Annotated in this window: 27 protein-coding genes; 24 read left to right on the forward strand and 3 right to left on the reverse strand. The window is 65.5% G+C overall.

Annotated features, from left to right (window positions below; genetic code table 11):
- Window positions 1–62 precede the first annotated feature (62 nt).
- The 7 genes from C7455_RS15595 to C7455_RS19970 all read left to right on the forward strand — a co-directional run bounded on the left by C7455_RS15595 (window position 63) and on the right by C7455_RS19970 (window position 7336).
- Window positions 63–986, forward strand: coding sequence for a lipid A-modifier LpxR family protein (locus tag C7455_RS15595; protein WP_109669760.1), 924 nt, complete (start codon window positions 63–65; stop codon window positions 984–986).
- Window positions 987–1199: 213 nt separating this feature from the next.
- Window positions 1200–2183: a Hint domain-containing protein gene (locus C7455_RS15600; RefSeq protein ID WP_170119103.1), complete on the forward strand. Its 984-nt coding sequence runs from the start codon at window positions 1200–1202 to the stop codon at window positions 2181–2183.
- Between the two features lie 172 nt (window positions 2184–2355).
- Window positions 2356–2976, forward strand: coding sequence for a 30S ribosomal protein S4 (gene rpsD / locus C7455_RS15605; RefSeq protein WP_109669763.1), 621 nt, complete (start codon window positions 2356–2358; stop codon window positions 2974–2976).
- 84 nt (window positions 2977–3060) lie between these two features.
- Window positions 3061–4482: a homospermidine synthase gene (locus C7455_RS15610; protein ID WP_109669764.1), complete on the forward strand. Its 1422-nt coding sequence runs from the start codon at window positions 3061–3063 to the stop codon at window positions 4480–4482.
- A gap of 206 nt (window positions 4483–4688) precedes the next feature.
- A complete protein-coding gene (locus C7455_RS15615) occupies window positions 4689–5936 on the forward strand; it encodes an MFS transporter (RefSeq protein ID WP_109669766.1) in 1248 nt (415 codons plus the stop codon).
- Window positions 5937–6005: 69 nt separating this feature from the next.
- The gene (locus C7455_RS15620) at window positions 6006–6872 is read left to right on the forward strand and encodes a 50S ribosomal protein L11 methyltransferase (RefSeq protein WP_109669767.1); all 867 of its coding nucleotides are present in this window, start codon (window positions 6006–6008) and stop codon (window positions 6870–6872) included.
- Window positions 6873–7123: 251 nt separating this feature from the next.
- Window positions 7124–7336 carry a hypothetical protein gene (locus tag C7455_RS19970; RefSeq protein WP_146200026.1) on the forward strand — a complete coding sequence of 71 codons (213 nt, stop codon included), beginning with the start codon at window positions 7124–7126 and terminating at the stop codon, window positions 7334–7336.
- Window positions 7337–7416: 80 nt separating this feature from the next.
- Here C7455_RS19970 and C7455_RS15630 read toward each other — a convergent pair whose 3' ends face one another.
- Window positions 7417–7623 carry a DUF1127 domain-containing protein gene (locus C7455_RS15630; protein ID WP_109669771.1) on the reverse strand — a complete coding sequence of 69 codons (207 nt, stop codon included), beginning with the start codon at window positions 7621–7623 and terminating at the stop codon, window positions 7417–7419.
- Between the two features lie 373 nt (window positions 7624–7996).
- Between C7455_RS15630 and ruvC the strand changes: the two genes are divergently transcribed.
- From ruvC to ftsH, 14 genes are all read left to right on the forward strand, one after another.
- Window positions 7997–8500 carry a crossover junction endodeoxyribonuclease RuvC gene (ruvC, locus tag C7455_RS15635; protein ID WP_109669773.1) on the forward strand — a complete coding sequence of 168 codons (504 nt, stop codon included), beginning with the start codon at window positions 7997–7999 and terminating at the stop codon, window positions 8498–8500.
- Window positions 8497–9168: a Holliday junction branch migration protein RuvA gene (ruvA, locus tag C7455_RS15640; protein WP_109669774.1), complete on the forward strand. Its 672-nt coding sequence runs from the start codon at window positions 8497–8499 to the stop codon at window positions 9166–9168. Before ruvC ends, ruvA begins: the two co-directional genes overlap by 4 nt.
- 62 nt (window positions 9169–9230) lie before the next feature.
- Window positions 9231–10253: a Holliday junction branch migration DNA helicase RuvB gene (gene ruvB / locus C7455_RS15645; protein ID WP_109669776.1), complete on the forward strand. Its 1023-nt coding sequence runs from the start codon at window positions 9231–9233 to the stop codon at window positions 10251–10253.
- Window positions 10254–10261: 8 nt separating this feature from the next.
- Window positions 10262–10561 (forward strand): pyrophosphohydrolase domain-containing protein, encoded by a 300-nt coding sequence (locus C7455_RS15650; protein ID WP_109669778.1) that lies wholly within the window; start codon window positions 10262–10264, stop codon window positions 10559–10561.
- Between the two features lie 71 nt (window positions 10562–10632).
- Window positions 10633–11286: a hypothetical protein gene (locus C7455_RS15655; RefSeq protein ID WP_109669780.1), complete on the forward strand. Its 654-nt coding sequence runs from the start codon at window positions 10633–10635 to the stop codon at window positions 11284–11286.
- Window positions 11283–11693: a tol-pal system-associated acyl-CoA thioesterase gene (gene ybgC, locus C7455_RS15660; protein ID WP_109669781.1), complete on the forward strand. Its 411-nt coding sequence runs from the start codon at window positions 11283–11285 to the stop codon at window positions 11691–11693. The genes C7455_RS15655 and ybgC overlap by 4 nt, the downstream gene beginning before the upstream one ends.
- 110 nt (window positions 11694–11803) lie before the next feature.
- The gene (tolQ, locus tag C7455_RS15665) at window positions 11804–12496 is read left to right on the forward strand and encodes a protein TolQ (protein WP_109669783.1); all 693 of its coding nucleotides are present in this window, start codon (window positions 11804–11806) and stop codon (window positions 12494–12496) included.
- Window positions 12496–12969: a protein TolR gene (gene tolR / locus C7455_RS15670; RefSeq protein WP_109669785.1), complete on the forward strand. Its 474-nt coding sequence runs from the start codon at window positions 12496–12498 to the stop codon at window positions 12967–12969. Before tolQ ends, tolR begins: the two co-directional genes overlap by 1 nt.
- A gap of 16 nt (window positions 12970–12985) precedes the next feature.
- Window positions 12986–14110 (forward strand): hypothetical protein, encoded by a 1125-nt coding sequence (locus C7455_RS15675; protein ID WP_109669786.1) that lies wholly within the window; start codon window positions 12986–12988, stop codon window positions 14108–14110.
- A 448-nt stretch (window positions 14111–14558) separates the two neighbouring features.
- Window positions 14559–15908, forward strand: coding sequence for a Tol-Pal system beta propeller repeat protein TolB (gene tolB, locus C7455_RS15680; protein WP_425450652.1), 1350 nt, complete (start codon window positions 14559–14561; stop codon window positions 15906–15908).
- A gap of 79 nt (window positions 15909–15987) precedes the next feature.
- Entirely contained in the window at window positions 15988–16500 is a 513-nt protein-coding gene (gene pal, locus C7455_RS15685) for a peptidoglycan-associated lipoprotein Pal (protein WP_109669788.1), read from the forward strand.
- A 3-nt stretch (window positions 16501–16503) separates the two neighbouring features.
- Window positions 16504–17346, forward strand: coding sequence for a tol-pal system protein YbgF (ybgF, locus tag C7455_RS15690; protein WP_109669789.1), 843 nt, complete (start codon window positions 16504–16506; stop codon window positions 17344–17346).
- Complete coding sequence (tilS, locus tag C7455_RS15695; RefSeq protein ID WP_245904367.1) at window positions 17343–18617, forward strand: tRNA lysidine(34) synthetase TilS; 1275 nt, start codon at window positions 17343–17345, stop codon at window positions 18615–18617. Before ybgF ends, tilS begins: the two co-directional genes overlap by 4 nt.
- 77 nt (window positions 18618–18694) lie before the next feature.
- The gene (ftsH, locus tag C7455_RS15700) at window positions 18695–20614 is read left to right on the forward strand and encodes an ATP-dependent zinc metalloprotease FtsH (protein ID WP_109669792.1); all 1920 of its coding nucleotides are present in this window, start codon (window positions 18695–18697) and stop codon (window positions 20612–20614) included.
- Between the two features lie 72 nt (window positions 20615–20686).
- Here ftsH and C7455_RS15705 read toward each other — a convergent pair whose 3' ends face one another.
- Entirely contained in the window at window positions 20687–20980 is a 294-nt protein-coding gene (locus tag C7455_RS15705; RefSeq protein WP_146200027.1) for a sll1863 family stress response protein, read from the reverse strand.
- Between the two features lie 120 nt (window positions 20981–21100).
- Complete coding sequence (locus C7455_RS15710) at window positions 21101–21394, reverse strand: sll1863 family stress response protein (protein ID WP_109669796.1); 294 nt, start codon at window positions 21392–21394, stop codon at window positions 21101–21103.
- A 124-nt stretch (window positions 21395–21518) separates the two neighbouring features.
- Here C7455_RS15710 and C7455_RS15715 point away from each other — a divergent pair, with 124 nt between their 5' ends.
- From C7455_RS15715 to folD, 3 genes are all read left to right on the forward strand, one after another.
- Entirely contained in the window at window positions 21519–22127 is a 609-nt protein-coding gene (locus tag C7455_RS15715; RefSeq protein WP_109669861.1) for an MOSC domain-containing protein, read from the forward strand.
- Between the two features lie 147 nt (window positions 22128–22274).
- Window positions 22275–23951 carry a formate--tetrahydrofolate ligase gene (locus tag C7455_RS15720; RefSeq protein WP_109669798.1) on the forward strand — a complete coding sequence of 559 codons (1677 nt, stop codon included), beginning with the start codon at window positions 22275–22277 and terminating at the stop codon, window positions 23949–23951.
- Window positions 23952–24099: 148 nt separating this feature from the next.
- Complete coding sequence (gene folD / locus C7455_RS15725) at window positions 24100–24999, forward strand: bifunctional methylenetetrahydrofolate dehydrogenase/methenyltetrahydrofolate cyclohydrolase FolD (RefSeq protein WP_109669799.1); 900 nt, start codon at window positions 24100–24102, stop codon at window positions 24997–24999.
- Window positions 25000–25012 lie beyond the last annotated feature (13 nt).

Consider the following 25012-nt stretch of genomic DNA (forward strand, 5'->3'; position numbering starts at 1 on the left):
CGGTGTTAGGGTCACTCCGAACCAGCAGGCGGGTCAACCGCCGCGTCGCGTGAGGCAGTGACATGACGAAGACCCGCGCCCTTCTTGGGGCCTTTTTCCTTTACGCTCTCGTCCTTGCGCCAGCAGCACAGGCGCAAGAGCCCCGTGAGGCGCTGGGCCTCGTGCGTCTGTTCAGCAATGACGCGCTTGCAGACCGCCGCGACCGTTGGCGGTCGGGCGCTTTCTCGGTCAGTGCCTTTCGCGGGCCGGCTTGGACCGGCAGCCTGCCGACGCAGGCCTTCAGTGTCATGGAATACCGCTTTCGCGGAGAAGTGATCGCGCCGGACAACCTGAGCACTCCGGCGCCGGGCGACAGGCTTTACGCGGGCACGTGGTGGCTGGGCGCACATACCCATTATGATCTGCAAGGCTTCGAGGTCACGGCGGGCGCGGATATCGCGATCACCGGCGAACAATCCGGCATCCGCTCGCTGCAATCGAGCATCCATGACCTGTTTTCGATGCCGCGCGTGGGTCTCGAGAACTATCAGGTCGACAATGGCATCTATCTGCACGGCACGCTCGAGATGGGGCGCAGCCTGCGTTGGGATAGTGGCGAATTCCGCCCTTTCGTGGAACTGCAGGGCGGGGTGGAAAATCTTGCCCGCGCCGGGTTCGATGTGACCTTTGGCAGCATGGGTCAGGGCGGCCTGCGGGCGCGCGACCCGATCACCGGCCAGCGCATCGCCGCGATCACCGATATCGCCACCGAGGGGGGCTGGTCGCTGCTGCTGGGCGCCGACACCGCTTGGGTCGACAGCTCCGTTTTTTTGCCCGAAAATCGCGGTTTTCAGGCCGAGGACATCCGCCATCGCGCGCGCCTTGGTGTGAATTACGGCCTTGGGGACAGCAATTTCTTTTACGGCGTCACCTGGATGTCTGAGGAATTTGTCGGTCAGCCCGAGCCGCAGATCGTCGGATCGCTCAGTGTCGACATCCGTTTCTGACATTTTGTAGCTGTCGCCTCACCGCACGCTATACACAGCGAATCGCCTCTGATATGGTGTTTGGACGGCACGACCGATCAACGGTTGGCATGTTATAACCTGATGAGGCGGGGCAATATGGGCACGGGCTTTCGGGGCGCGTTCGTGATCTCATGGACGCAAACCTGGGTAGAGGGTTTTCCGGCAGAACCACAACAAGAGATGGTGGAAGGGATGGCGTGGAGCTGGCACGGCTATGCGCTGCCTCTCGAGGGTGATGGTGCCGCCCTCATCCTGACCGCCAGCCGGGACCATGCTGAGCTTCGTTCCCGTGCGGCGCGGGTGGTGCGCAAGCTGTTGCAGCGCCCCGCGCCCGGCCCCGCCGAATTTGCCGCCGACGAGGCTGATCCGGTGTTCCGCGGAGCCTTCGTCGTGTCGGATGGCACGCGCTTTTTCACCATCGTTCCCGTCGTCATCGAGGATGGATCGGTTCCGATCCTGATGTTTGTGGGCGACATGCCCCCGCCCAACCGGGATCTGACCATCGTCCAGTGTTCCGAGCGGATGCTGCGCCCGACGCCGTCCGAACGCCCCTCGGTGATCTGTTTCACGCCCGGCACGCGGCTCAGGACCGAAACGGGCGATATTCCGATCGAGGATCTTGGGCCTGGCGACCGTCTTCTGACCCGTGACAGCGGTCCGCAAGCGGTGCTGTGGGCCGGCAACCGCCGCATGTCCGGCGCGCGGCTTTTCGCGATGCCCGACCAACGCCCCATCCGGCTCCGGCGCGGCGCGCTGGGCCTTGACCGGCCCGAAGACGATCTGGTGGTCAGTCCCGAACATCGCGTGCTGGTCACCGGTCAGGCCGCGCGCGACCTGTGGGGCGAGCCGGAGGTTCTGGTCCGTGCCGCAGACCTTGTGGGCGACCGCTGGATCACGGTCGACCATTCCCTGCGGGAGACGTGGTACATTCACCTGATGCTGGAGCGCCACGAGGTGATCTGGGCCAATGGGCTGGAGGTGGAAAGCTTTCACCCCGGTTTCATGGGGCTCGACACCCTGTCCTGTGGCCAGCGCGATCTGCTGTGCGACCTGCGCCCGGAACTGGCGACAAACCCCGACCTCTATGGCCCGCCCGCGCGGCGCATGGTCAACCGCGCCGAGGCCGCGATCTTGCTGGGCGGGGTGCCCACGAAATCGGTCGCCGCACGGCATTGACAGCCCCTGCAGCGCTGCCTAGAAGGCGCGCAGATCCCCGGTCTGCATAGGCCGGGGTTTCATATTGGTGTTGGTGGCTCCCGCAAGGGAAAGCCTGTCGGCCGCAAGGCAAAGGACAACGCCCTTCACAGCGGCGCCCGCGTGGGTCCGCGCATCAGAAGGAGATCAGACGGTGACCAAACGCACCTCTGCCAAGTATAAAATCGACCGCCGGATGGGCGAAAACATCTGGGGCCGCCCCAAATCCCCGGTGAACAAGCGTGAATACGGCCCCGGCCAGCACGGCCAGCGCCGCAAGGGCAAGATGTCGGACTTCGGTCTGCAGCTGCGCGCCAAGCAAAAGCTCAAGGGCTATTACGGCGACATGACGGAAAAGCAGTTCCGCAAGATCTTTGCCGAGGCCGAGCGTGTGCGCGGCGACACTGGCGAGAACCTGATCGGTCTGCTGGAGCGTCGTCTGGACGCCGTCGTCTACCGCGCCAAGTTCGTGGCAACGATTTTTGCTGCCCGCCAGTTCGTCAACCACGGCCATGTTCTGGTCAACGGCGAACGCGTCAACATCCCCTCCTACCGCGTCAAGGAAGGCGATGTGGTCGAGGTCCGCCAGAAATCCAAGCAGATCGCCGTCGTGCTTGAAGCCACCCAGCTGGCCGAGCGTGACGTGCCCGATTACATCGAGGCCGACCATTCCAAGATGACCGCCACCTTCGTGCGGACGCCGGGTCTGGGCGATGTGCCCTATCCGGTTCAGATGGAACCGAACCTCGTCATCGAATATTACGCGCAGAACTGATATCTGCCGCACGCGACGTTATGGGGGCCGTGCCGATCAGGCGCGGCCCTTGTCATTTCAGGAGATCCTTGCCCGGAGGGTGCCATGACCCCAGCCTATCCCGTCTATGGCCGTATCGACGGCCCCATCGTGATCATCGGCTTTGGCTCGATCGGCAAGGGGACATGGCCCTTGATCGAACGGCATTTCGATTACGATGCGGACAAGCTGACGGTGATCGAACCCGACGCGGGCCAGCACAATTTCTTGCGCCAGCACCGGCTGAATTTCGTCGATACGGCGTTGACGCCCGAGAACTACCGCGAGGTTCTCGGCGGGCTGCTGGAACCGGGTCGCGGATTTTGCGTCAACCTGAGCGTCGATGTCTCCTCGCTCGATTTGATCCGCTTCTGCCGCGAACTGGGCGTGCCCTATATCGATACCGTGGTGGAGCCATGGGCGGGCTACTATTTCAACACCACAGACAATGCCGCGCGCACGAATTACGCGCTGCGCCAGGCCATGCGCGACGAGAAGGCGGCCAACCCCGGCGGCGCAACCGCCGTGTCGTGCTGCGGTGCCAACCCCGGCATGGTGTCGTGGTTCGTCAAGGAGGCGCTGCTGACGCTGGCCCGCGACACCGGGAGCGCGGTGGCGGTGCCGGTCGACCGCACAGGCTGGGCCGCACTGATGCAGTCCCTCGGCGTCAAGGGTGTGCATATCGCCGAGCGTGACACTCAGGCCCGCCGCGTGCCGCGCCCGCGCGGCGTCTTCGTCAATACATGGTCGGTCGAGGGCTTCATCGCCGAAGGCTTCCAGCCCGCCGAGCTGGGCTGGGGCACGCATGAGCCGTGGTTCCCGGAAAACGGCTACCGCCACGCAACCGGATGCGAGGCCGCGATCTGGCTGGACCGCCCCGGCGCCATCACCCGCGTGCACAGCTGGTGCCCGACGCCGGGGCCTCAGTTCGGCTTTCTGGTGACGCATAACGAGGCGATTTCGATCGCCGATTACTACACCGTGGGGCAGGGGCCCATGCCTGCGTATCGCCCAACCTGTCATTACGCCTACCATCCCTGCGACGACGCCGTGCTGTCCCTGCACGAGATGTTCGGGTCGGGTCGTGCGCAGGACAAGCACCACATCCTGACCGAAGACGAGATCGTCGAGGGGATCGATGAGTTGGGTGTGCTTCTGTACGGGCATGCGAAGAACGCGCTGTGGTACGGCTCGCGGCTGTCGAACGACGAGGCGCGCGATCTGGCGCCCTACCAGAACGCGACCGGGCTTCAGGTGACCTCCGCGGTGCTGGCGGGCATGGTCTGGGCGCTGGAGAACCCGCAAGCGGGAATCGTCGAGGCCGACGAGATGGACCACGCGCGCTGCTTGCAGGTGCAACGCCCCTATCTTGGCCCGGTCGAGGCACATTACACCGACTGGACACCCCTTCAGGACCGCTGGGAGTTGTTCCCCGAGGATATAGACCCCGAGGAGCCCTGGGCCTTCCGCAACGTTCTGGCCAGTTGAGGATCTGATCGAGCGGTGCCGCGTGCCGCGGCATGGCTTTTGCCTCGCCCTGCCTTTGGCAGGTCTCAGGCGTGGGGGCGCTGCCCCCGACGGCCTTTGGCCGTCTCCCCCGCCATATTTCGGGGATGAAGATGCAGGGGCGCTTGTGCGGTTTTGCAAGACTGTCTTGATGGACGGGCGTGGAATTCAGGCGTAAGGGCAAGGGCATGGCGCTTGGTGACACTTTCAGGGCGCTTCCGCTTGCGGAGGCCCAGAGACTGCCGTTCTGGCGGCGGCCGATCGCGCTTTTGGCGTTGATGGCCTTTGCCATGCCCGTGGCCTTTGCCACCTGGTCGGCGCTGTTGAACAATTTCGTCATCGAGCGCGCGCAGTTTGACGGGGCCGATATCGGCTGGCTGCACAGCATCCGCGAGGTGCCGGGGTTTCTGGCCATCGGAGTGATCTTGCTGATCCTCATGATCCGCGAGCAGGTTCTGGCGCTGGTGTCGTTGATCTTGCTGGGCGTGGCCACCGCGCTGACGGCGCAGTTCCCCAGCCTTGGCGGGTTGTTGTTCATCACGCTGCTCAGTTCGATCGGGTTTCACTATTACGAGACGGTGAACCAGTCGCTGCAGCTGCAGTGGATCGACAAGAAACGCGCGCCGCAGGTCTTGGGCTGGCTGATGGCGGTGGGATCGGGGGCAACGTTGCTGGCCTATGGGCTGATCGTGGTGACATGGCGCGCCTATGATCTGAGCTACGACCTTGTCTACTGGGTGTCGGGCGGCGTGACGGCGCTGATCGCGCTGGTCTGCCTGATGGCCTATCCGCAATTCGAAAGCCCCAACCCCCAGACCAAGAAGATGGTTCTGCGCCGCCGCTACTGGCTGTACTACGCGCTGCAATTCATGTCGGGGGCGCGGCGGCAGATCTTTGTCGTCTTCGCGGCCTTCATGATGGTGGAGCGCTATGGGTTCGATGTGCACCAGATCACGGCGCTTTTCATGGTGACGCTTCTGGCCAACATGATCGCGGCCCCCTTGCTGGGTGCGGTGGTGGCGCGCTTTGGCGAGAGGCTGGCGCTGGTGGTGGAATACGGGGGGCTGGGTGTGATTTTCCTGCTCTATGCCGGGCTCTATATCTTCGACTGGGGGCCTTGGGTCGCCGGCGTGCTTTATATCCTGAACCACCTGTTCTTTGCGCTGGCGCTGGCGATCAAGACCTATTTCCAGAAAATCGCCGATCCCGGCGACATCGCGCCCACAGCTGCGGTGGCCTTTACCATCAACCATATCGCGGCGGTGTTCCTGCCGGTCGCCTTGGGCTATCTGTGGCTGAGCTCGCCCACGACGGTTTTCTTTCTGGCGGCCGGTATCGCCTTTGTCTCCATGGCGCTGTCGCTTTTGGTGCCGCGCCACCCCGAACCGGGCAACGAGACCCTGCTGGTCCGGCCCGTCGCGGCACCGGCAGAATAGCGCATGATTGCCAAGACTGCCCGATCCGCGTAGGCCAGCGCCGACCGCCCCAACCGGAGCCCGCGCCCCATGCCAACCTGGACCGCCCTGACGACCCTTGCCGACAAGGATCTTGCCGAAGCGCTTGGCGAGGCTTTGGAGGATCTCGAGCCTGCGCCGAGCGGCGTGGGGGTCTTCGAGATGGAGGATGGATCGGGTCTGTGGGAAGTGGGGGGCTATTTCCTTGAGTTGCCCGACGACATCGCCCTGACGATCCTGGCGGTGGCGCATGAGGCAAAGCCCTTCACCGTGTCCGAGGTGCCCGAGACGGATTGGGTCGCGCATGTGCGGCGCGAGCTGCATCCTGTCGAGGCGGGGCGGTTTTTCGTCTATGGTTCGCATGATGCCGACAAGCTGCCCGAGGGGCGCGTGGGTCTGTTGATCGAGGCCGCGATGGCCTTTGGCACCGGTCACCATGGCACCACGCAAGGCTGTCTCGAAGCCATGGACAAACTGTTGACGGATGGCGTGAGGCCCGTTTGCGTCGCCGACATCGGCTGCGGCACGGCGGTGCTGGCGATCGCCGCGGCCAAGGTGCTGGACGGGGTCGTGATCGCGTCCGACATCGACCCCGTGGCGGTCGACGTGGCGGTGGCAAACGCGGTGGCGAACGGGGTCGGGGGGCGGATTGCCTGTGTCGAGGCGGCCGGGTTCGAGCATCCTCTTCTGGCAAAAAAAGCCCCCTATGACCTTGTTTTTGCAAATATTTTGAAGGGTCCCCTGATCGATCTCGCGCCCTCCGCCGCGGCGCATGTCGGTGCGGGGGGGCACATCATCTTGTCCGGCATCCTGAACCCGCAGGCCGAGGCGGTTCTTGCCGCCTATCAGGTGGCCGGGTTCACGTTCGAGGACCGGCGCATCATTGGCGATTGGACGACCCTGACACTGCGCCGGTAAGTGGCCATAGTCCGGCCGCATTTCGCTCGCAATTTGTGTCAATTATCGGTATGAACGCGTTTGGTGGGGGCGTTCAAAAATATTTGAGTCGCCCGATGAATCAGGACTATCCAAACTTTCAGTCCCGCGTGCAGCGGATAGACCAGTCCCGGCGCAATCGCGTTGTCGGGGAATTCGTGCTTCAATCAAACGGCTTGCTTGTGCCGAAACAGCGTCGCCTGCGGTTCGGCTTCCCCCTCAGGGGTCTGATCATGGCTTATGTGATCGCGGTGGCGGTCAAGGCATACCTGATCTGGTTCCTCGGGGTCGAAGTTTACAGCGCCGAGGTGATCGCGCTGTTGAACGGAACCGGTTTCCAGCAGGCTGCAGCCTATGTTCTGATGCCCGATCAGGTCACCATGTGGATGGTGGGAAATTACGACTGGCTCGCCGCACAGATCATCGCGTGGCAGTCCGCCGCCTGACGCGTCTTTCCTATCCGTGAACCATGAAAAACGCCCCCCGACGTGATCGAGGGGCGTTTCGCTCATTCCATGCTGTCGTGTCAGTCGCGGGTGAACGTGCCGCGCGCGATATCGTCGATATCGCCGCGCACGAGACCCAGATCGTCGAGTTCCCGGTCGGTCAGGGCCGACAGGCTTTTGCGGGTAACGCGTGCGTCATTCCAGGCTGCGATCCGGCCGACCAGATCGGCAAGAACACGAGAGGCGCCGAAGCCGGCGCCGATGGGGCGGTTCGTCATGATGGCCATCGGGTCTATCCTTTTCCGATCGTCGATTTAAAGGCGTGACTGCCCGTGTTTTGGGCGGTCCGCGAACAAGCGGCATCTAGAGAGCCCAAATGCGGCACACAAGCCGCGATTTCTGCATGGGTCACATGCAGTTTCCGCATGTCGGGGAAAGCCGCTTAACTTACCGTAAAACATGGCAAAAATCCGCCGACGCCTGTCGCATTCAGGCGCTGGAGCGACGTTTTTCGACATCGCAAATGCGACCACTTCCCAAAGCTTCGGACGGGTCGGCCGAAAACACCCGGCCTAGGCAATGTTCGCCTTTCGTGCTAGTGATGCACAAAGGCCGCAGAAAGCGGTGGAAATTCGGGCTTGGGCAGGCGGGAAACAGGCGATGCGGATCATCGGGATCGACCCGGGGCTCAGGTGCCTCGGCTGGGGGGTCATCGAGGCGGATGGCCCGCGCTTGCGCCACATCGCAAATGGCCAGTGCCTGAGCGGGACCGGCGATCTGGCGACGCGCCTTCTGGCGCTGCATGTCCAGCTGACCGAGGTGATCGCGCGCCATGCGCCCGAGATGGCGGCGGTGGAACAGACCTTCGTGAACCGGGACGGGGTGGCGACGCTGAAACTGGGGCAGGCGCGCGGCATCGCAATGCTTGTGCCCGCGCAGGCAGGATTGAGCGTCGCGGAATACGCGCCCAATGCGGTCAAGAAGACTGTCGTGGGCGTGGGCCATGCCGAGAAGCGGCAGGTCGAACACATGGTGCGCCTGCAATTGCCGGGTTGCGATCCGGTGGGGCCGGACGCGGCCGATGCGCTGGCCATCGCCATCTGTCATGCTTTCCACGCCCAGACCGCCGGGCGGCTGGCGCAAGCCATCGGGGCGGCGTCATGATCGGCAAGCTGACAGGTCGGGTGGATTACAAGGCGGCGGACCATGTGCTGCTGGATGTGGGCGGGGTGGGCTACACCGTGCATTGCTCGGACCGGACGCTGGCCGCGCTGCCCGGGGCGGGGCAGGTGGCGGCGCTTTATACGGAACTCTTGGTGCGCGAAGATCTGTTGCAGCTTTTCGGGTTCCTGACGCCCTATGACCGGGAATGGCACCGCTTGCTCACCACGGTTCAAGGCGTTGGGGCCAAGGCCTCCATGGCGATCCTTGGGACGCTGGGGGCCGAGGGCGTGGCCCGCGCCATCGCCATCGGCGACTGGGGGTCTGTGAAGGCCGCGCCGGGGATCGGGCCGAAGTTGGCGCAGCGGGTGGTCAACGAATTGAAGGACAAGGCGCCGGGGATCATGGCGCTGGGCGGCACGCTGGGTCAGGCGGCGGGCGTGATCGATCCGTTGATCGAGGTCGATTCTGGACCTGTAGCGCCCGCTTCGATTTTGGCTGCGGCGCCCGCGGGGGCGGCCACCGCCGACGCCATGTCGGCGCTGGCCAATCTGGGCTATGCGCCCTCCGAGGCCGCGCGTGCGGTGGCCGAGGCGGCGGGCAGCGCACCGGGGGCCGAGGCGCCCGCCCTGATCCGCGCGGCGCTGCGGCTGCTTGCACCCAGGGAGTGATCCGGGCGGCGGGCGAACCCGCCTCTGGCGGAGCCGCCCAGCCTACGGCATGAAGGACCGCGATGACCGACCCTGATCCCACGCTTCGCCCTGCACCCTTGCCCGAGGATGCCGACCGCGCGCTGCGCCCGCAGACGCTGGATGATTTCATCGGGCAGGCGGAGGCGCGGGCGAATCTGAGCGTCTTCATCGAAAGCGCGCGCCGCCGCGCCGAGGCGATGGACCACGTGCTGTTCCACGGGCCGCCCGGTCTGGGCAAGACCACGCTGGCGCAGATCATGGCGCGCGAACTGGGAGTGGGGTTCCGCATGACATCCGGCCCTGTGCTGGCGCGGGCAGGTGATCTGGCGGCGATCTTGACCAACCTTGAGGCGCGCGATGTGCTCTTCATCGACGAGATCCACCGTCTGAACCCGGCGGTGGAGGAAGTGCTCTACCCCGCGCTGGAGGATTTCGAGCTGGACCTGGTGATCGGCGAAGGGCCCGCGGCGCGCACGGTGCGGATCGAATTGCAACCCTTCACGCTGGTGGGGGCGACGACGCGGATGGGCCTTTTGACCACGCCGCTCCGCGACCGCTTCGGCATCCCGACACGGCTGCATTTCTACACCACCGAGGAATTGACCCGCATCGTCGCGCGCGGAGCGCGCCTATCGGGCATCGACGCCGATCCCGAGGGCGTGGCCGAAATCGCGGGCCGGGCGCGGGGGACGCCGCGCATCGCCGGGCGGCTTTTGCGGCGGGTGATCGATTTCGCGCTGGTCGAGGGCGATGGGCGGCTGACGCAGGCCATCGCCGACAGCGCGCTGACGCGGCTGGGGGTGGATCATCTGGGGCTCGACGGGGCGGACCGGCGCTACCTGAGCCTGATTGCCGAAAATTACGCAGGTGGACCGGTGGGCGTGGAAACGCTGTCGGCGGCCTTGTCGGAAAGCCGTGACTCGATCGAAGAGGTGATCGAGCCCTACCTTCTGCAACAGGGCCTGATCGCGCGCACCCCGCGGGGGCGGATGCTGGCCCACAAGGGTTGGACGCATTTGGGCCTTGCGACACCACCCACGCCGGGGCAGGGGCATCTGTTTTGACCGACCGTATGGCGGATCTGTCGGCGTTATCAATCAAGGTAGCCGCCATATATTCCGAGCGCTTCGGCGCGCCGCAGACAGCCGAGTTTGCCCTGCTGAAGATGACAGAGGAATTGGGTGAAGTGGCGGGTGCCCATCTGCGCTTGAACGGGCAAGGGCGTGGAACCGCAGAGCTTGGTGATCTTGCCGATGAAATCGCCGATCTGTTGGGCTTTCTTTTGGTGTTCGCCGCGCGCACGGGCGTGGACCCTGCCGCCGCATTGACGCGGAAATGGGGTGCACATCTGCCCGACCCGCAGCGCGACTGATCTGGAACCGGATCAAGCGGTCGTGACCGTGAGGCGTTGCTGCACAAGTGCCATACCGGTAGACCAAGATCATGACTGACACGACCCTCACCCCCCTCACCGCAGACGCCGTGGCCGCGATGTTCACCCGCGCCGACGGCCAGTTCCTGTTCGCCCGCTGGGGGCGACCCATCGTGCCCGTGGTTTTCGGGGTGGAGGATGCGACCGTGCGGGTCCTGAAGGGTGCGATCGAGGCCGTGGTGGCTTTGGCCGGGCACAAGATGGCCGAGACCGACCCGGAACTGGGCGCGAACCTGATGATCTTCTTCATCCGCGACTGGGAAGAGTTGACCGCAACGCCCAATCTCGACCGGCTGATCCCCGGCCTGCCAGAGGTGGTGGCCCGGCTGGACGCAGCTGATGCCAACCAATACCGCGCCTTCCGCTTTGAGGAGGGCGGCGCGATCAAGGCGGCCTTCGTCTTTGTCCGCATGGATGCCGCCATGGCGCAGGCCCCCGCCGAGACCATCGCGCTCAGCCAGATCGTGCAGACCATCGTGCTGTGGTCCGATACCGCCTTTCTGGGCGCGTCGCCTTTGGCCGTGCTGCAGCCGGACGGCCCTGCCATCCTCAAGCCGCAGATCGCTGACCTGATCCGCGCAGCCTATGATCCCGTCCTGCCGCCCCACGCGACAGATCCGGCCCATGCGCTGCGCCTGACCGCCCGCTTGCCGAGGCTGCAATGATCCATGTCTGGCCCATCCGCGTCTATTACGAGGACACCGACCTTGCGGGCATCGTCTACTATGCCAACTACCTGCGTTTCATCGAACGCGCGCGGTCGGAAATGGTGCGTGCGGCCGGCATCGACCAGACCGCGATGAAGGTGGCAGGGCTTGTCTTTGCTGTCCGGCGGGTCGAGGCAGATTACCTCAGCCCCGCGCGCTACGACGACCAGATCGAGGTGCGCACAAGGCTTGCAGCCCTGAAAGGTGCCAGTTTCGACATGGCGCAAGACGTCTGGCGCGGTGAAACGCTGCTGTTTCGCGCCCGCGTGGCCATCGTGGTCCTGTCTGAGCAGGGCCGCGCGACGCGGCTTCCGGCGGAACTTCGCGCAAGGGTCGCGTCGCTTGCGGCGGATATGGCGCCCTGACGCGGAAGTGTTCGCAATCCCTCTTCCAACCTGTTAAAATGCACCCCAAATGAGGCACGCAAAGTGCCCGTTACGTCTTGAGGCTAGGGCAGAGGACCCCGAATACCACCATGGAAACTGAAACGCTCGCTCTGGCGCAAGAGGCGGATTATACCCTCATTGCGCTGTTTTTCCGCGCAACCTTCATCGTGCAGGCGGTCATGCTCGGCCTGATCGTGGCCTCGGTCTGGGTCTGGGCGATCACCTTCACCAAGGTCAAGATGTTCCGCAGTGCCCGCAGCAATGCGGCGGCCTTCGATTCCGCCTTCTGGTCGGGCGAACCGCTGGACGAGCTTTACGAGCAAATGGCCGATGCCCCCGCCAGCGCCTATGAGCGCGTCTTTGTCGCGGGCATGACCGAATGGCGCAGATCATTGCGCGACGACGGGGGCTTGATCCCCGGCGTTCAGCAGCGCGTCGATCGGTCGATGGACGTGGCCATAGGGCGCGAAAGCGAACGCTGGACCAACGGGTTGAACTTTCTCGCCACCACCGGCTCGGCGGCGCCCTTCGTGGGCCTGTTCGGCACGGTCTGGGGGATCATGCGGTCGTTCCAGGAAATCGCCATTTCCGGCAACACCTCTCTGGCGGTCGTCGCACCCGGTATCGCCGAGGCGCTCTTGGCCACCGGCCTTGGCCTTCTGGCCGCCATCCCGGCCGTGATCCTCTACAACAAGCTCAGCGCCGATGCCGACAGCCTTGTCAGTGGTCTGGAAGGTTTTGCCGACGAGTTCTCAACTCTGCTGTCGCGGCAGCTTGACTGATGGGCGTCTCGGTTTCCAAGGGCAGCGGCACGCGGCGGCGGGGCAGGGGGCGGCGCGACAGCCTCAAGCCGATGTCCGAGATCAACGTGACGCCCTTCGTGGATGTCATGCTGTGCCTGCTCATCATCTTCATGGTGGCAGCGCCCCTGATGACCGTGGGCGTGCCCATCAACCTGCCCGACACCTCGGCCGAAGCCCTGCCGACCGAGCAGGAGGAGCCGCTGACGATCACCATGACGCCCGAGGGCGATGTGATGATCCAGACAACGTCTGTCCCGCTGGACGAGTTGGTTACGCGCCTTCAGGCGATCGCCGCCGAGCGGGATTCGACGCGTGTTTTCCTGCGCGCCGATGGCGGCATCCCCTACGAGGACGTGATGCGCGTGATGGGTGCGCTGAACGCCGGCGGCTTCCGCGAGATCGGTCTGGTGACCGATGCCGGTGGACCGCGGCTTGACGGCAGTGGACGGTGAGGGGGCAGCGAACGCGATGCGCCGGTCCCTTTACGCCTCGACAGCGATCCACGCCGCGATCCTTCTTTGGGTCGCGTTTGGCGATGGGCTGTTCCGCGAGAGCGACCCGGTGGACTTCGAGATTACCGGCGTCACCATCTTGTCCACGGCGGAATTCGAGGCGCTGACCGCCGCTGTCGAACCGACTCCCGCCGCCGTGGCGACCACGCCCGAACCGCGCCCCTCCACGCCCGAACCGCCCCCTCCGCCGCCCGAGCCCGAGCCCGCCCCGCCGCCCGAGCCGCAGCCCGAGGCGCCGCCCCCCGAACCCGCGCCCCAGCCAGAACCGACGCCGCCCGGCGAGGTGACGGACACGATCGCGCCGCCCGCACCTTTGGCGGGCGCGCCCGATCTGCCGCCCAGCACGCGCCCGACGCCGCGCGCCAGCGATCGCATCGCGCCCTTGCCAGCGCCTGCGCCCGAGGAAGACGTGGCCGTCGCGCCAGAGGTCGTTCCCGAAGCGGCCGAGCCCGCACCGGCCGAGGTCGTGGTCGAGGCCCAGCCCGAGGCTGCGCCCGAGGAAGCCACAACCGAGATCGTGACCGAGGCCGAAACGCCCTCAGGTGGCCCGCTCGGACCTGTCGCCTCGATCCGGCCCCCCACGCGACCCAACCGGCCCGAGCCGCAGCAGGCGGCCGCTCCCGCGCCGGACCCGACGCCGGCGCCACCCACGCCCACTCCGGACCCCGCGCCGACATCCGACCCGCTGGCCGATGCCATCGCCTCGGCCGTCGCGGATGCCGTCAGCGACCCCGGCCCGCCCGCGCAACCGTCGGGCCCGCCGCTGAGTGCGGGGGCGCGCGACGGGTTCCGCATCGCGGTGCAGACCTGCTGGAACGTCGGCTCGCTTTCGACCGAGGCGCAAGGCACGACCGTGGTCGTCGGTTTCGACATGGATCGTGAGGCCAAGCCGGTCGAAGGGTCCTTGCGAATGGTCACCTTCAGTGGCGGTAGTCAGGCCGCCGCCCAACAGGCCTTCGAGGCCGCGCGCCGCGCGATTTTGCGCTGCGGGGCGAACGGCTACGGCCTGCCTGTCGAAAGCTACGATCACTGGCGGCAGGTCGAGATTTCCTTCAACCCCGACGGGATGCGCCTGAGATGATCGCGAGGTTTGGCTGTACAGCTCTTTTGTCGCTAACCCCTTCGGTCGCAATTGGTCAGATTGTGACTGCGCCTGAGGGGTACGAAATCCTTGCCGCTACGGTTTCGTCTTGTTGGAATCTCGGCTCCCTAAGCACTGAGGCGCAGAACGTTAAAGTTACTCTATCGGTCGCTTTAGGAAGTGATGGGCGACCCAGTGACGGAACGCTCCGCCTTGTTGCTTTCAGCGGCACAAACAATGCCGCTGGTCAACAGGCCTACGAAGCTGCGCGTCGTGCGATGCTTCGGTGTGGCGTGAACGGCTACGACCTATCGGCAAATGAAGGGCCCTGGCCCCAGACCATCGAGATCACATTCGATCCATCCGGGGCATCCGACCGATGACCCGGACCCGTTTTCCCCTTATCCTTCCATCCGAAAGCCGCCCCGCGCGGCAGGAGGTGCTCCCCATGCCGACCCCCATACTGACCCGTCGCTCCCTGATCCTGACCGGCTCCGCGCTGGCCGCCAGCCCGCTTCTGCCAGCCCGCGCCCGCGCGCAGACCGGGCCGCTCAGGATCGAGATCACCGAGGGTGTGATCGAACCTCTTCCCTTCGCCATCCCCAGCTTCATCGCCCGCAATGGCGCTGCGGCGGACGCAGCGGCCGACATCACCCGCGTCATCGCTGCCGATTTGCGCGGCACGGGCCTGTTCCGGCAGATCCCCGACACGGCACATATCTCGACCGTGACCAGCTTCGACGCGCCGATCCTCTATCCCGATTGGCAGGCGATCAATGCGCAGGCCCTTATCGTGGGCGAGGTCGAGGAACAGGGCGGGCGCCTGATCGTGCGCTTCCGCCTCTTCGACGTGTTCAGCCAGCAGCCTCTGGGCGAGGGGCTGCAGTTTGTCGGCGCGCGCGATGGCTGGCGCCGCATGGCGCATAACGTCGCCGATCAGGTCTATGAGCGTATTACCGGCGAGACCGGCTATTTCGACACCCGCGTGGTTTTCGTGCATGAGGAAGGGCCGAAAAACGCCCGCCTCAAACGCATCGCGCTGATGGATTACGATGGCGCAAACGTCCAGTTCCTGACCGATAGCCGCAACCTTGTGCTGGCACCGCGTTTCAGCCCGACGGGCGACCGGATCATCTACACCAGCTACGAGAGCGGCCAGCCCCGCGTCTATCTGATGGATATCGCCAACCTGCAGCCCCGGCCACTGGAGGCCGTGTCGGCAGGCAACATGACCTTCTCGCCGCGCTTCACCCCCGATGGTGGCAGCGTGGTGTTCTCGATGGAGCAGGGTGGCAATTCCGACATCTACCGCGTCAGCGTCGGCGGCGGGTCGCGGACCCAGCTGACCAACGCCCCCTCGATCGAGACGGCGCCGTCGTTCTCGCCCGATGGCAGCCAGATGGTGTTCGAGAGCGACCGCACCGGCGGGCAGCAGATCTATGTCATGCCCGCCGGCGGCGGCGAGCCTGCGCGGATCAGCCGGGGCACCGGGCGCTACGGCACGCCCGTCTGGTCGCCCCGCGGCGACTACATCGCTTTCACCAAACAAGAGGCCGGGCGCTTCCACATCGGCGTCATGCGGACCAACGGGTCCGAGGAGCGGCTGTTGACGGCCTCCTTCCTAGACGAAGGACCGACATGGGCGCCCAATGGCCGCGTCTTGATGTTCACCCGCGAAACCGCAGGTGCCGATGGCGCGCCCGCCGTCTATTCCGTCGACATCTCGGGCCGGAACCTGCAACGGGTGGCGACACCCGGCATGGCATCGGATCCGTCCTGGTCGCCCCGCCTTCCGTGAACCCGCCCACCTATCCCCTGCATGGACGCCGTGCCGCACGCCATGCTAGACTGACCAAAAGAACAAGGACACGAGCATCATGACCATCCGTTTTCGCGCTGCGGCGCTCATTCTCATCGCGGCCCTTTCCGTATCGGCCTGTGCCCGTGGCGGCTTGTCCGATGGCGCTGCCGGCGGTGCCGGCTTCAACGGCGCGGGGGGCATTGGTTCCGCCTCCGACCCCACCTCCATCGCCTTCTTCAACCAGTCGGTCGGCGACCGCGTGCTGTTCGCAGTGGATCAGTCCACCCTGACCGTCGAGGCGCAGTCGATCCTGACCGCGCAGGCGCAGTGGCTGCTCACCAACCGTGAATACCTCGCGCTGATCGAAGGCCATGCCGACGAACAGGGCACACGCGAATACAACCTTGCGTTGGGTGCGCGTCGGGCATCCGCCGTGCGCGATTTCCTCGTGTCGCAAGGCGTGCCCACCAGCCGCCTGTCGACCGTCAGCTACGGCAAGGAGCGTCCGATCGAGATCTGTTCGGCCGAATCCTGCTACCAGCAGAACCGCCGCGCCGTGACGGTTCTGTCTGCCGGCGCCGGGGTCTGATCCATGCGGCGCGCCCGCGCTCTCACCCCGGTTCTGGCGATCTGCCTTGCCCTGTCCGCGCCCATGGGCTTGACACAGGACCGGACGCAGACGCTGGCCGACATCCGGCAGGAACTTTCGGTCCTCTTCGTCGAGATCCAGCGCCTGCGCGGTGAGTTGAACACCACCGGCGGCGTGCAGGGCGGCGGGGGTGGCGGCACGGTTCTCGCCAGGGTCGACGCCATCGAGGCCGAGTTGCGCCGCCTGACCGGCCTGACCGAGCAGTTGCAGATCCGCGTTGACCGGATCGTGACCGATGGTACCAACCGGATCGGCGATCTGGAATTCCGGCTGTGTGAACTGGAACAGGGGTGCAGCCTCGGCTCGCTCGGCCAGACGCCCAGCCTCGGCGGGGTCGAGGTGCAGCAAGGTGCAGGCGCTGTCGCGCCCGCCACCCCGTCGCAGCCGGGCGGGGCAAATCTGGCCGTTGCCGAACAAAGCGATTTCGACCGCGCCCGCACCGCCTATGAAAGCGGCGATTACGCGCAGGCCGCACAATTGCTCGAGGCCTTCACCCAGACCTACCCCGGTGGCCCGATGTCGGCCGAGGCGCATTTCCTGCGCGGCGAGGCCGAGGTGTTCCAGGGTGCGTGGAACCGCGCTGCCCGCGCCTATCTCGACGCCTTCACCGCCAACCCCGAAGGCCCGCGCGCGCCCGGTGCCCTGTTTCAACTGGGCCGGTCGCTGGCGCAGCTTGGCCAGACCGACGAAGCCTGCCTGACCTTGGGCGAGGTCGGCCTGCGCTATCCCGGCGATATGGCGGCGGGTCAGGCGGCAGACCTGCGCAACAGCCTCGGGTGTTCGTGACGACCCAGAGCAGCCTCGAGGCCCGGTTCGCCGCCCGAATGGGCAGCCTGCTGGGCCCCGATTTCCCCTCCGACATCGCGCTGGCCGTTTCTGGCGGGGGTGACAGCATGGCGATGCTGGCGCTGTCCCATGGTTGGGCGCGCGTCATGGGTGTAGGCCTGCATGTGCTGACGGTGGATCATGGGTTGCGCCCTGCCAGCGCGACAGAGGCCGCGATGGTGGCTGCCGAATGTGCGTCGCTGGGCCATCCGCACACCACCTTGTGCTGGCATTGGGACGGCAGCGGCAACCTGCAAGACGCCGCCCGCATGGCCCGATTGCGCCTGATCGACGGCTGGCGCGGGGACATCGTGCATGTGCTGTTTGCCCACACTCAAGATGATCAGGCCGAAACGCTGATGATGCGGCTGGCGCGAGGCTCTGGTGTGGAGGGGCTTTCGGGCATGTCCGGCCTGCACCCTGCCCCCGGCGCGGGGTTCTGGCAGGTGCGCCCGTTGCTGGACGAGGCGCGCGCCGATCTGCGCCATTACGCCGACACGTTGCGCCTGCCTGTCGTGGACGATCCCTCGAACGACGATCCCCGGTTCGAGCGGGTCCGCGCGCGGCAGGCGCTTGCCATCCTTGCCGGGCTTGGCATCGACGCTGCGACGCTGGCCGCTACGGCCGCGCGCATGGACCGTGCGCGTGTCGCGCTGGCGGCCCGTGCGGCATCGGTCGCTGGCACGGTGGTGCGGCACGACAATCTTGCGACCGGCGATCTGGTGCTGGATCGCGATTCCCTTGCCGGGGTGGAACGGGACACGCAATTGCGCCTGCTGGCGGCTGCGCTGCAATGGGTGGGTGGGGCGGTGTACCGTCCGCGCGCTGCGGCGCTTGAGGGATTGCTCGACCGGGTTCTGGGTGGGGCGGGCGGCACGCTTCATGGCGTCCAGGCGTCGGTCGCGGGCGACCTTGTCCATCTGTTTCGCGAATATGCTTCGGTTCGCGATGTCGCCACGATGGCCGGGACCGATGCGCTGTGGGATGACCGGTGGCAGATCGCCGGGGCGTCCATCGACGGCCTTGCGGTGCGCGCGCTCGGTCCCGATGGTTGGGCGCAGGTCAGCACGAAGCCGGCCGACGCGCCCCCGTTTGACGTCGCCCTTGCCCTGCCGGCTGTGTTTGACGCGGACCGGCTTGTCGCCTGTGCCGCGCTGGCCCTTGGTCCTGCCCATGAGGCCGTGTTGCTGCGCCCGGCTGCATCATTTGTCGCATTCCTGCAATTGCGTTGAACTCCGCGCCCGAGCGCTTATCTTAGCTGCAACCGCAGGCCGCCTAGGCTGTCTGCAATTCCCTGAAGGAGACAGCCTTGGGCAACGCGAGAAACGTCGCATTCTGGGTCATCCTGTTTCTGCTGATTCTGGCCCTGTTCAACCTGTTCTCGGGTGGTCAGAACCAGGTGTCGCAGCGTGGCGTGGCCTATTCCGAATTCATCAGCCAGGTGGAGAACCGTCAGGTTCTGTCGGCCACACTCGATGGCGAGAACGTTCAGTTCACCACCGCCGATGGTACTTATTCCACCGTGGCACCCGGTGATGCGAATACGACGGAGGCGCTGCTTGCCAACAACGTCCGGATCGAGGCACGGCCGCAGCAGACCTCGGGCTTCCTGAGCGTGTTGTCGCTCTGGCTGCCGGTGCTGGTGCTGATCGGCATCTGGATCTTCTTCATGAACCGGATGCAGGGCGGCGGGCGCGGTGGCGCGATGGGCTTTGGCAAGTCCAAGGCAAAGCTCTTGACCGAAAAGCATGGGCGCGTGACCTTCGACGATGTCGCGGGCATCGACGAGGCCAAGGAAGAGCTTGAGGAAATCGTTGAATTCCTGCGCAACCCGCAGAAATTCAGCCGTCTGGGCGGCAAGATCCCCAAAGGCGCGTTGCTCGTCGGCCCGCCGGGCACCGGTAAGACGCTGCTGGCACGCGCAATCGCGGGCGAGGCGGGCGTGCCGTTCTTCACCATCTCGGGTTCCGATTTCGTGGAGATGTTCGTGGGTGTCGGTGCGTCCCGCGTGCGCGACATGTTCGAACAGGCCAAAAAGAACGCGCCCTGCATCGTCTTCATCGACGAAATCGACGCCGTGGGCCGGTCGCGTGGCGTGGGCTACGGCGGCGGCAACGACGAACGCGAACAGACGCTGAACCAGCTGCTGGTCGAGATGGACGGGTTCGAGGCGAACGAGGGCATCATCATCGTCGCGGCCACCAACCGGCCCGACGTGCTGGACCCCGCGCTGCTGCGCCCGGGCCGCTTCGACCGTCAGGTGCAGGTGCCCAATCCCGACATCAAGGGCCGCGAGCGCATTCTGGGCGTCCATGCCCGCAAGGTGCCGCTTGGCCCCGATGTCGACCTGCGCATCATCGCGCGCGGCACGCCGGGCTTTTCGGGTGCGGACCTCGCCAATCTGGTGAACGAGGCGGCTCTGACGGCTGCGCGCATCAATCGGCGCTTCGTCACGATGGATGATTTCGAATCCGCCAAGGACAAGGTCATGATGGGCGCCGAGCGCCGGTCGATGGTCATGTCCGAGGACGAGAAGAAGCTGACCGCTTATCACGAGGCCGGCCATGCCATCGTCGGCCTGAACGTTCCCGACCATGACCCGATCCACAAGGCCACAATCATTCCGCGCGGCCGCGCGCTGGGTCTGGTGATGTCACTGCCCGAGCGGGACCAGCTGTCCGTCAGCTACCGTAAATACACTTCCAAGATTGCCATGGCGATGGGCGGACGCGTGGCCGAGGAACTGGTCTTCGGCAAGGAAATGGTCACATCCGGTGCGGCCTCCGACATCCAGCAAGTGTCCAAGATCGCGCGCGCCATGGTGACGCAATTCGGCTATGCCGAGGAACTGGGCTTTGTCGATTACGCCAATGAACAGCAATCCTACCTCGGATCCTACGGGGGCGGCACCAACCATTCTGCCGCGACGCAGAAGATCATCGACGACAAGGTCAAGGCGCTGGTTGACGAGGGCTACGAGACTGCAAAGCGCATCTTGACGGAAAAGCGGGACGATCTGGAGCGGCTGGCGCAGGGCCTGCTGGAATACGAGACGCTCACCGGCGTTGAAATCCAGAAGGTCATCAACGGCGAGCCACTCAACCGCGGCGATGACAGCAGCGGGGGCAGCTCGTCCAGTTCGGGCAATACGCCTTCGATTACGGCGATCCCCAAGCTCAAGCCGAAAGCGCGCCCGTCAGGTGACTTGGAGCCAGAGCCGACCGCCTGAACTGACGGGTCCGCATCAAAAAACCCCCGGTCGAAGGACCGGGGGTTTTCTTTTGTGCAAGCCTGTTTCGCATCAGGATTTCGAGTAATGGCTCCGCGCCTTGTCGATCCCGTCGGCCAGTGCATGGCGGGCCTTTTCGAAACCGTCCTTTAAATCGGCCCATGCATCGGCGCTGGCGCTTTTCAGGCGGTCGAGTTCCGCCTCTGCGGTGTCACGGTGCGCTTTCGCCGCGTCCAGCTGCCGGTGCAGTTCCGCCTTGCCCTCGCTTTGGGCGGCCTCTGCCTCGGCGCGGAGTTTCGTGATCTCGGCGTTCAGCCGGTCAATCTGGGCCTTGGCTTCGGCGACATAGGTCTCTTGCGTGGCCATCGTGCCCTCCTCTTTTGCGTTCGGGACCCCTTCCACGTAAGGACCATAGCGCCGCAAAAAAGAGGGTTGGCGGCCGAAATTCCGTCAACCCTTTGACGAGGCGTCAAAAAAATGGGGGGTTCAGCCGCCCATGAATTTCTTGCGTGCGGCCTCCATGGATTTCTCCATGTCCTTCCACGCGTCCTGCATGGTGGCCTGAATCTCCTTCATCGCCTCCATGTTGGCCTTGCCCAGCTCTTCCATATGTTTTTGCATGTGATCGCGCTGTTCTTGCAGCGATTGCATCTGTTTTTGCAGCTTCTCCTGCCCTTGCGCACCAGCCTCCATCATCTTGGCTTGCATGGTCTTCATCTCGGCGGTCCATGCGTCCATCTGGGCCTTGGACTGGGCCATGAAATCGGTCTTTTCGGGCATGCTTCGGGTTCTCCGGTAGGGGTGATGGCCGACGTTACCATGGAACGACAGGCTTGCGCAGCTTTTGGGTTGCGCAACGTCCATGGCCTGCTTCACATCGCCTGAAATTCGACAGGAACGGATCATGCCTGCCCTCATTCCCACCGACTTCACCGCCAGAGTGACCTGGCTTGGACACAACCCCGACCGTGACGCGGCGCTGGAAACCTGCGCCCTGACGCGGATGGAGCTGAGCTTTGCGGGCCATGTCGGAGAAAGCCGGGCCGGGCTGACGCGGCCGTCGGACAGCCGGGTGCTGGCGCAATACAAGCGCGGCACGCCGATCCGCAACACGCGGCAACTCTCGATCCTGTCGGCCGAGGATCTGGCCGCCATTGCTGCCCGGATGGGTCTCGACGCGCTCGACCCCGCGCTGGTCGGCGCCTCCATGGTGATCGAGGGTATTCCCGATTTCAGCTTCGTGCCGCCCTCGTCGCGCCTGCAAGACGAGGACAGCGGCACCACCCTGACGATCGACATGGAAAACCGCCCCTGCCAATTGCCCGCCAAACCGATCGAGGCGCGACACCCCGGCTTTGGCAAGGCGTTCAAGCGCGCGGCGGCGGGCCGGCGCGGCGTAACCGCCTGGGTCGAGCGCGAAGGCACGATCACGCTTGGCGCGACGCTGCGCCTGCATATCCCCGACCAGCCGGTCTGGCCGCATCTGGAGGCCGTACGCGCCAGCGCCCGGTGACGCCGCGGGGGGTGCATGTGTCGCATCGGAAACGCTCCGTGACGACAAGACCCGCGAATGTGTCGCAATCCGGCCTCACAGCGCCACCGCCGCCCGCTATAGCGGGGGCAATGATCATCCCCGCAAGGGAGAGGGAGCCTGCCGACCATGGCCTTCAAGACCGACATCGAAATCGCCCGTGCGGCGCAGAAGAAACCGATCCAGGAGATCGGGGCCAAGCTGGGCATCCCGACCGAGGCACTGCTGCCTTACGGCCATGACAAGGCCAAGGTGGGGCAGGAGTTCATCACGAGCCTAAAGGACCGCCCCGATGGCAAGCTGATCTTGGTGACCGCGATCAACCCCACGCCCGCGGGCGAGGGCAAGACGACGACCACTGTGGGTCTGGGCGACGGGCTGAACCGGATCGGGAAAAAGGCGGCGGTCTGCATCCGCGAGGCCAGCCTTGGCCCGAACTTCGGGATGAAGGGCGGGGCCGCGGGCGGCGGTTATGCGCAGGTCGTGCCGATGGAGGACATGAACCTCCATTTCACCGGCGATTTCCACGCCATCACCAGCGCGCACAATCTGCTGTCGGCGATGATCGACAACCACATCTACTGGGGCAACAGCTTGGGCATCGACGAGCGCCGCGTGACCTGGCGCCGCGTCATGGACATGAACGACCGCGCGTTGCGTGATGTGGTCGTGTCGCTTGGCGGTGTGGCCAACGGCTTTCCGCGCCAGACAGGCTTCGACATCACGGTCGCCTCCGAGGTCATGGCGATCTTGTGCCTTGCCTCCGATCTGGCCGATCTGGAGCGGCGGCTGGGCGACATGATCGTGGCCTATACCCGCGACAAGGCGCCGATCTATTGCCGCGACCTCAAGGCCGACGGGGCGATGACGGTGCTGCTGAAAGACGCGATGCAGCCCAATCTTGTCCAGACGCTGGAGAACAACCCGGCCTTCGTGCACGGCGGGCCCTTCGCCAATATCGCGCATGGGTGCAATTCGGTCATCGCCACCAGGACGGCGCTGAAGCTCGCTGACTACGTGGTGACGGAAGCAGGCTTTGGCGCCGATCTGGGCGCCGAGAAGTTCATGAACATCAAGTGCCGCAAGGCGGGGCTGGCACCTGCTGCGGTGGTGATCGTGGCCACGGTGCGGGCGATGAAGATGAACGGGGGCGTGGCCAAGGCGGATCTGGGCGCGGAGAATGTCGCGGCGGTCAAGGCGGGCTGCGCGAATCTCGGGCGGCACATCGAAAACGTGGCGGGCTTCGGCGTGCCGGTCGTGGTCGGCATCAACCATTTCGCAGGCGATACCGAGGCCGAGATCGCGGCGGTAAAGGACTATGTGGCCGCGCTTGGGTCCGAGGCGATCTTGTGCCGGCACTGGGCCGAGGGCGGCGCGGGGATCGAGGAACTGGCGCGCCGCGTGGCGGAACTGGCCGATGGCGGCGGGGCGGCGTTCAAGACGCTTTACCCTGACGAGATGGGGCTGATGGAGAAGATCGAGACCATCGCGACGCGCATCTACCGCGCAGGCTCGGTCACGGCGGATGCGGGCGTGCGCGCGCAGCTCAAGGCATGGGAAGAGGCCGGCTATGGGCATCTGCCGGTGTGCATGGCCAAGACGCAATATTCGTTCTCGACCGACCCCAACCTGCGCGGCGCGCCCGAGGGCCATGTGATCCCGGTGCGCGAGGTGCGGCTGTCGGCGGGTGCGGGCTTTGTCGTGGCGATCTGTGGAGAGATCATGACCATGCCGGGATTGCCGCGCGTGCCGGCTTCGGAAACCATCCGGCTGAACGCGGCGGGGTTGATCGAAGGGCTGTTCTGAGGGCAAAGGGGGCGCGGGGGCGGGGGCATCGAGCCCCCGCCCCCGCGCAGTCCGCCCTTGAGGGCGGCCCGGGCGCCCTGGCGTGACGACGGTGCGGGCTGGCGGGCGTCGGGCCATGCATATTTTTGGAAAGATGAAGGGGACAGGGATGGCCGCGACGATCATCGACGGGAAGGCCTTTGCCGCAGGGGTGCGGGGGCAGGTGGCGGCGGGCGTCGCGGCGCTGAAGGCGGGGCATGGCATCGTGCCGGGGCTGGCCGTGGTGCTGGTGGGCGAGGATCCGGCGAGTGAGGTCTATGTCGCGCACAAGCATCAGGCGACGCTGGAGGTCGGCATGCGGTCCTTCGAGCACAAGCTGGCCGCGGACACGCCAGAGGCCGACCTCTTTGCGCTGATTGATCGGCTCAACGCTGATCCCGAGGTCCATGGCATCTTGTGCCAGTTTCCCGTTCCGGACCATCTGAGCGAGCGGCGCACGGTCGCGCGCATCGATCCGGCCAAGGATGTCGACGGGCTGAGCGTGACCAATGCCGGTCTGCTGGCAACGGGCGAGCGGGCGCTGGTCAGTTGCACACCGCTGGGCTGTCTGATGCTGCTGCGCGACCAGTTGGGGAGCCTGTCGGGCAAGGAGGCGGTGGTCATCGGCCGCTCGAACCTGTTCGGAAAGCCGATGGCGCAGTTGCTGTTGCAGGAAAACTGCACCGTCACCATCGCCCATTCGCGGACGACGAACCTGCCCGAGGTCTGTGCGCGGGCCGATATTCTGGTCGCGGCCGTGGGGCGGGCGGAGATGGTGCGGGGCGACTGGGTCAAGCCCGGCGCGACCGTGATCGATGTGGGCATAACCCGGGTGCCGCATCCACAGACGCCGGGCAAGACGCGGCTGATCGGGGACGTGCATTTCGAGTCCGCCGTTGCGGTCGCGGGTGCGATCACCCCGGTGCCGGGGGGCGTGGGGCCGATGACCATCGCCTGCCTTCTGGCCAATACGCTGACCGCGTGTTGCCGCGCCCATGGGTTGCCCGAACCCGAGGGGCTGACCGTCTGAGGGTGTCAAGGCT

The sequence above is a fragment of the Roseicyclus mahoneyensis genome, assembly GCF_003148775.1.
Lineage (GTDB): Bacteria > Pseudomonadota > Alphaproteobacteria > Rhodobacterales > Rhodobacteraceae > Roseicyclus > Roseicyclus mahoneyensis.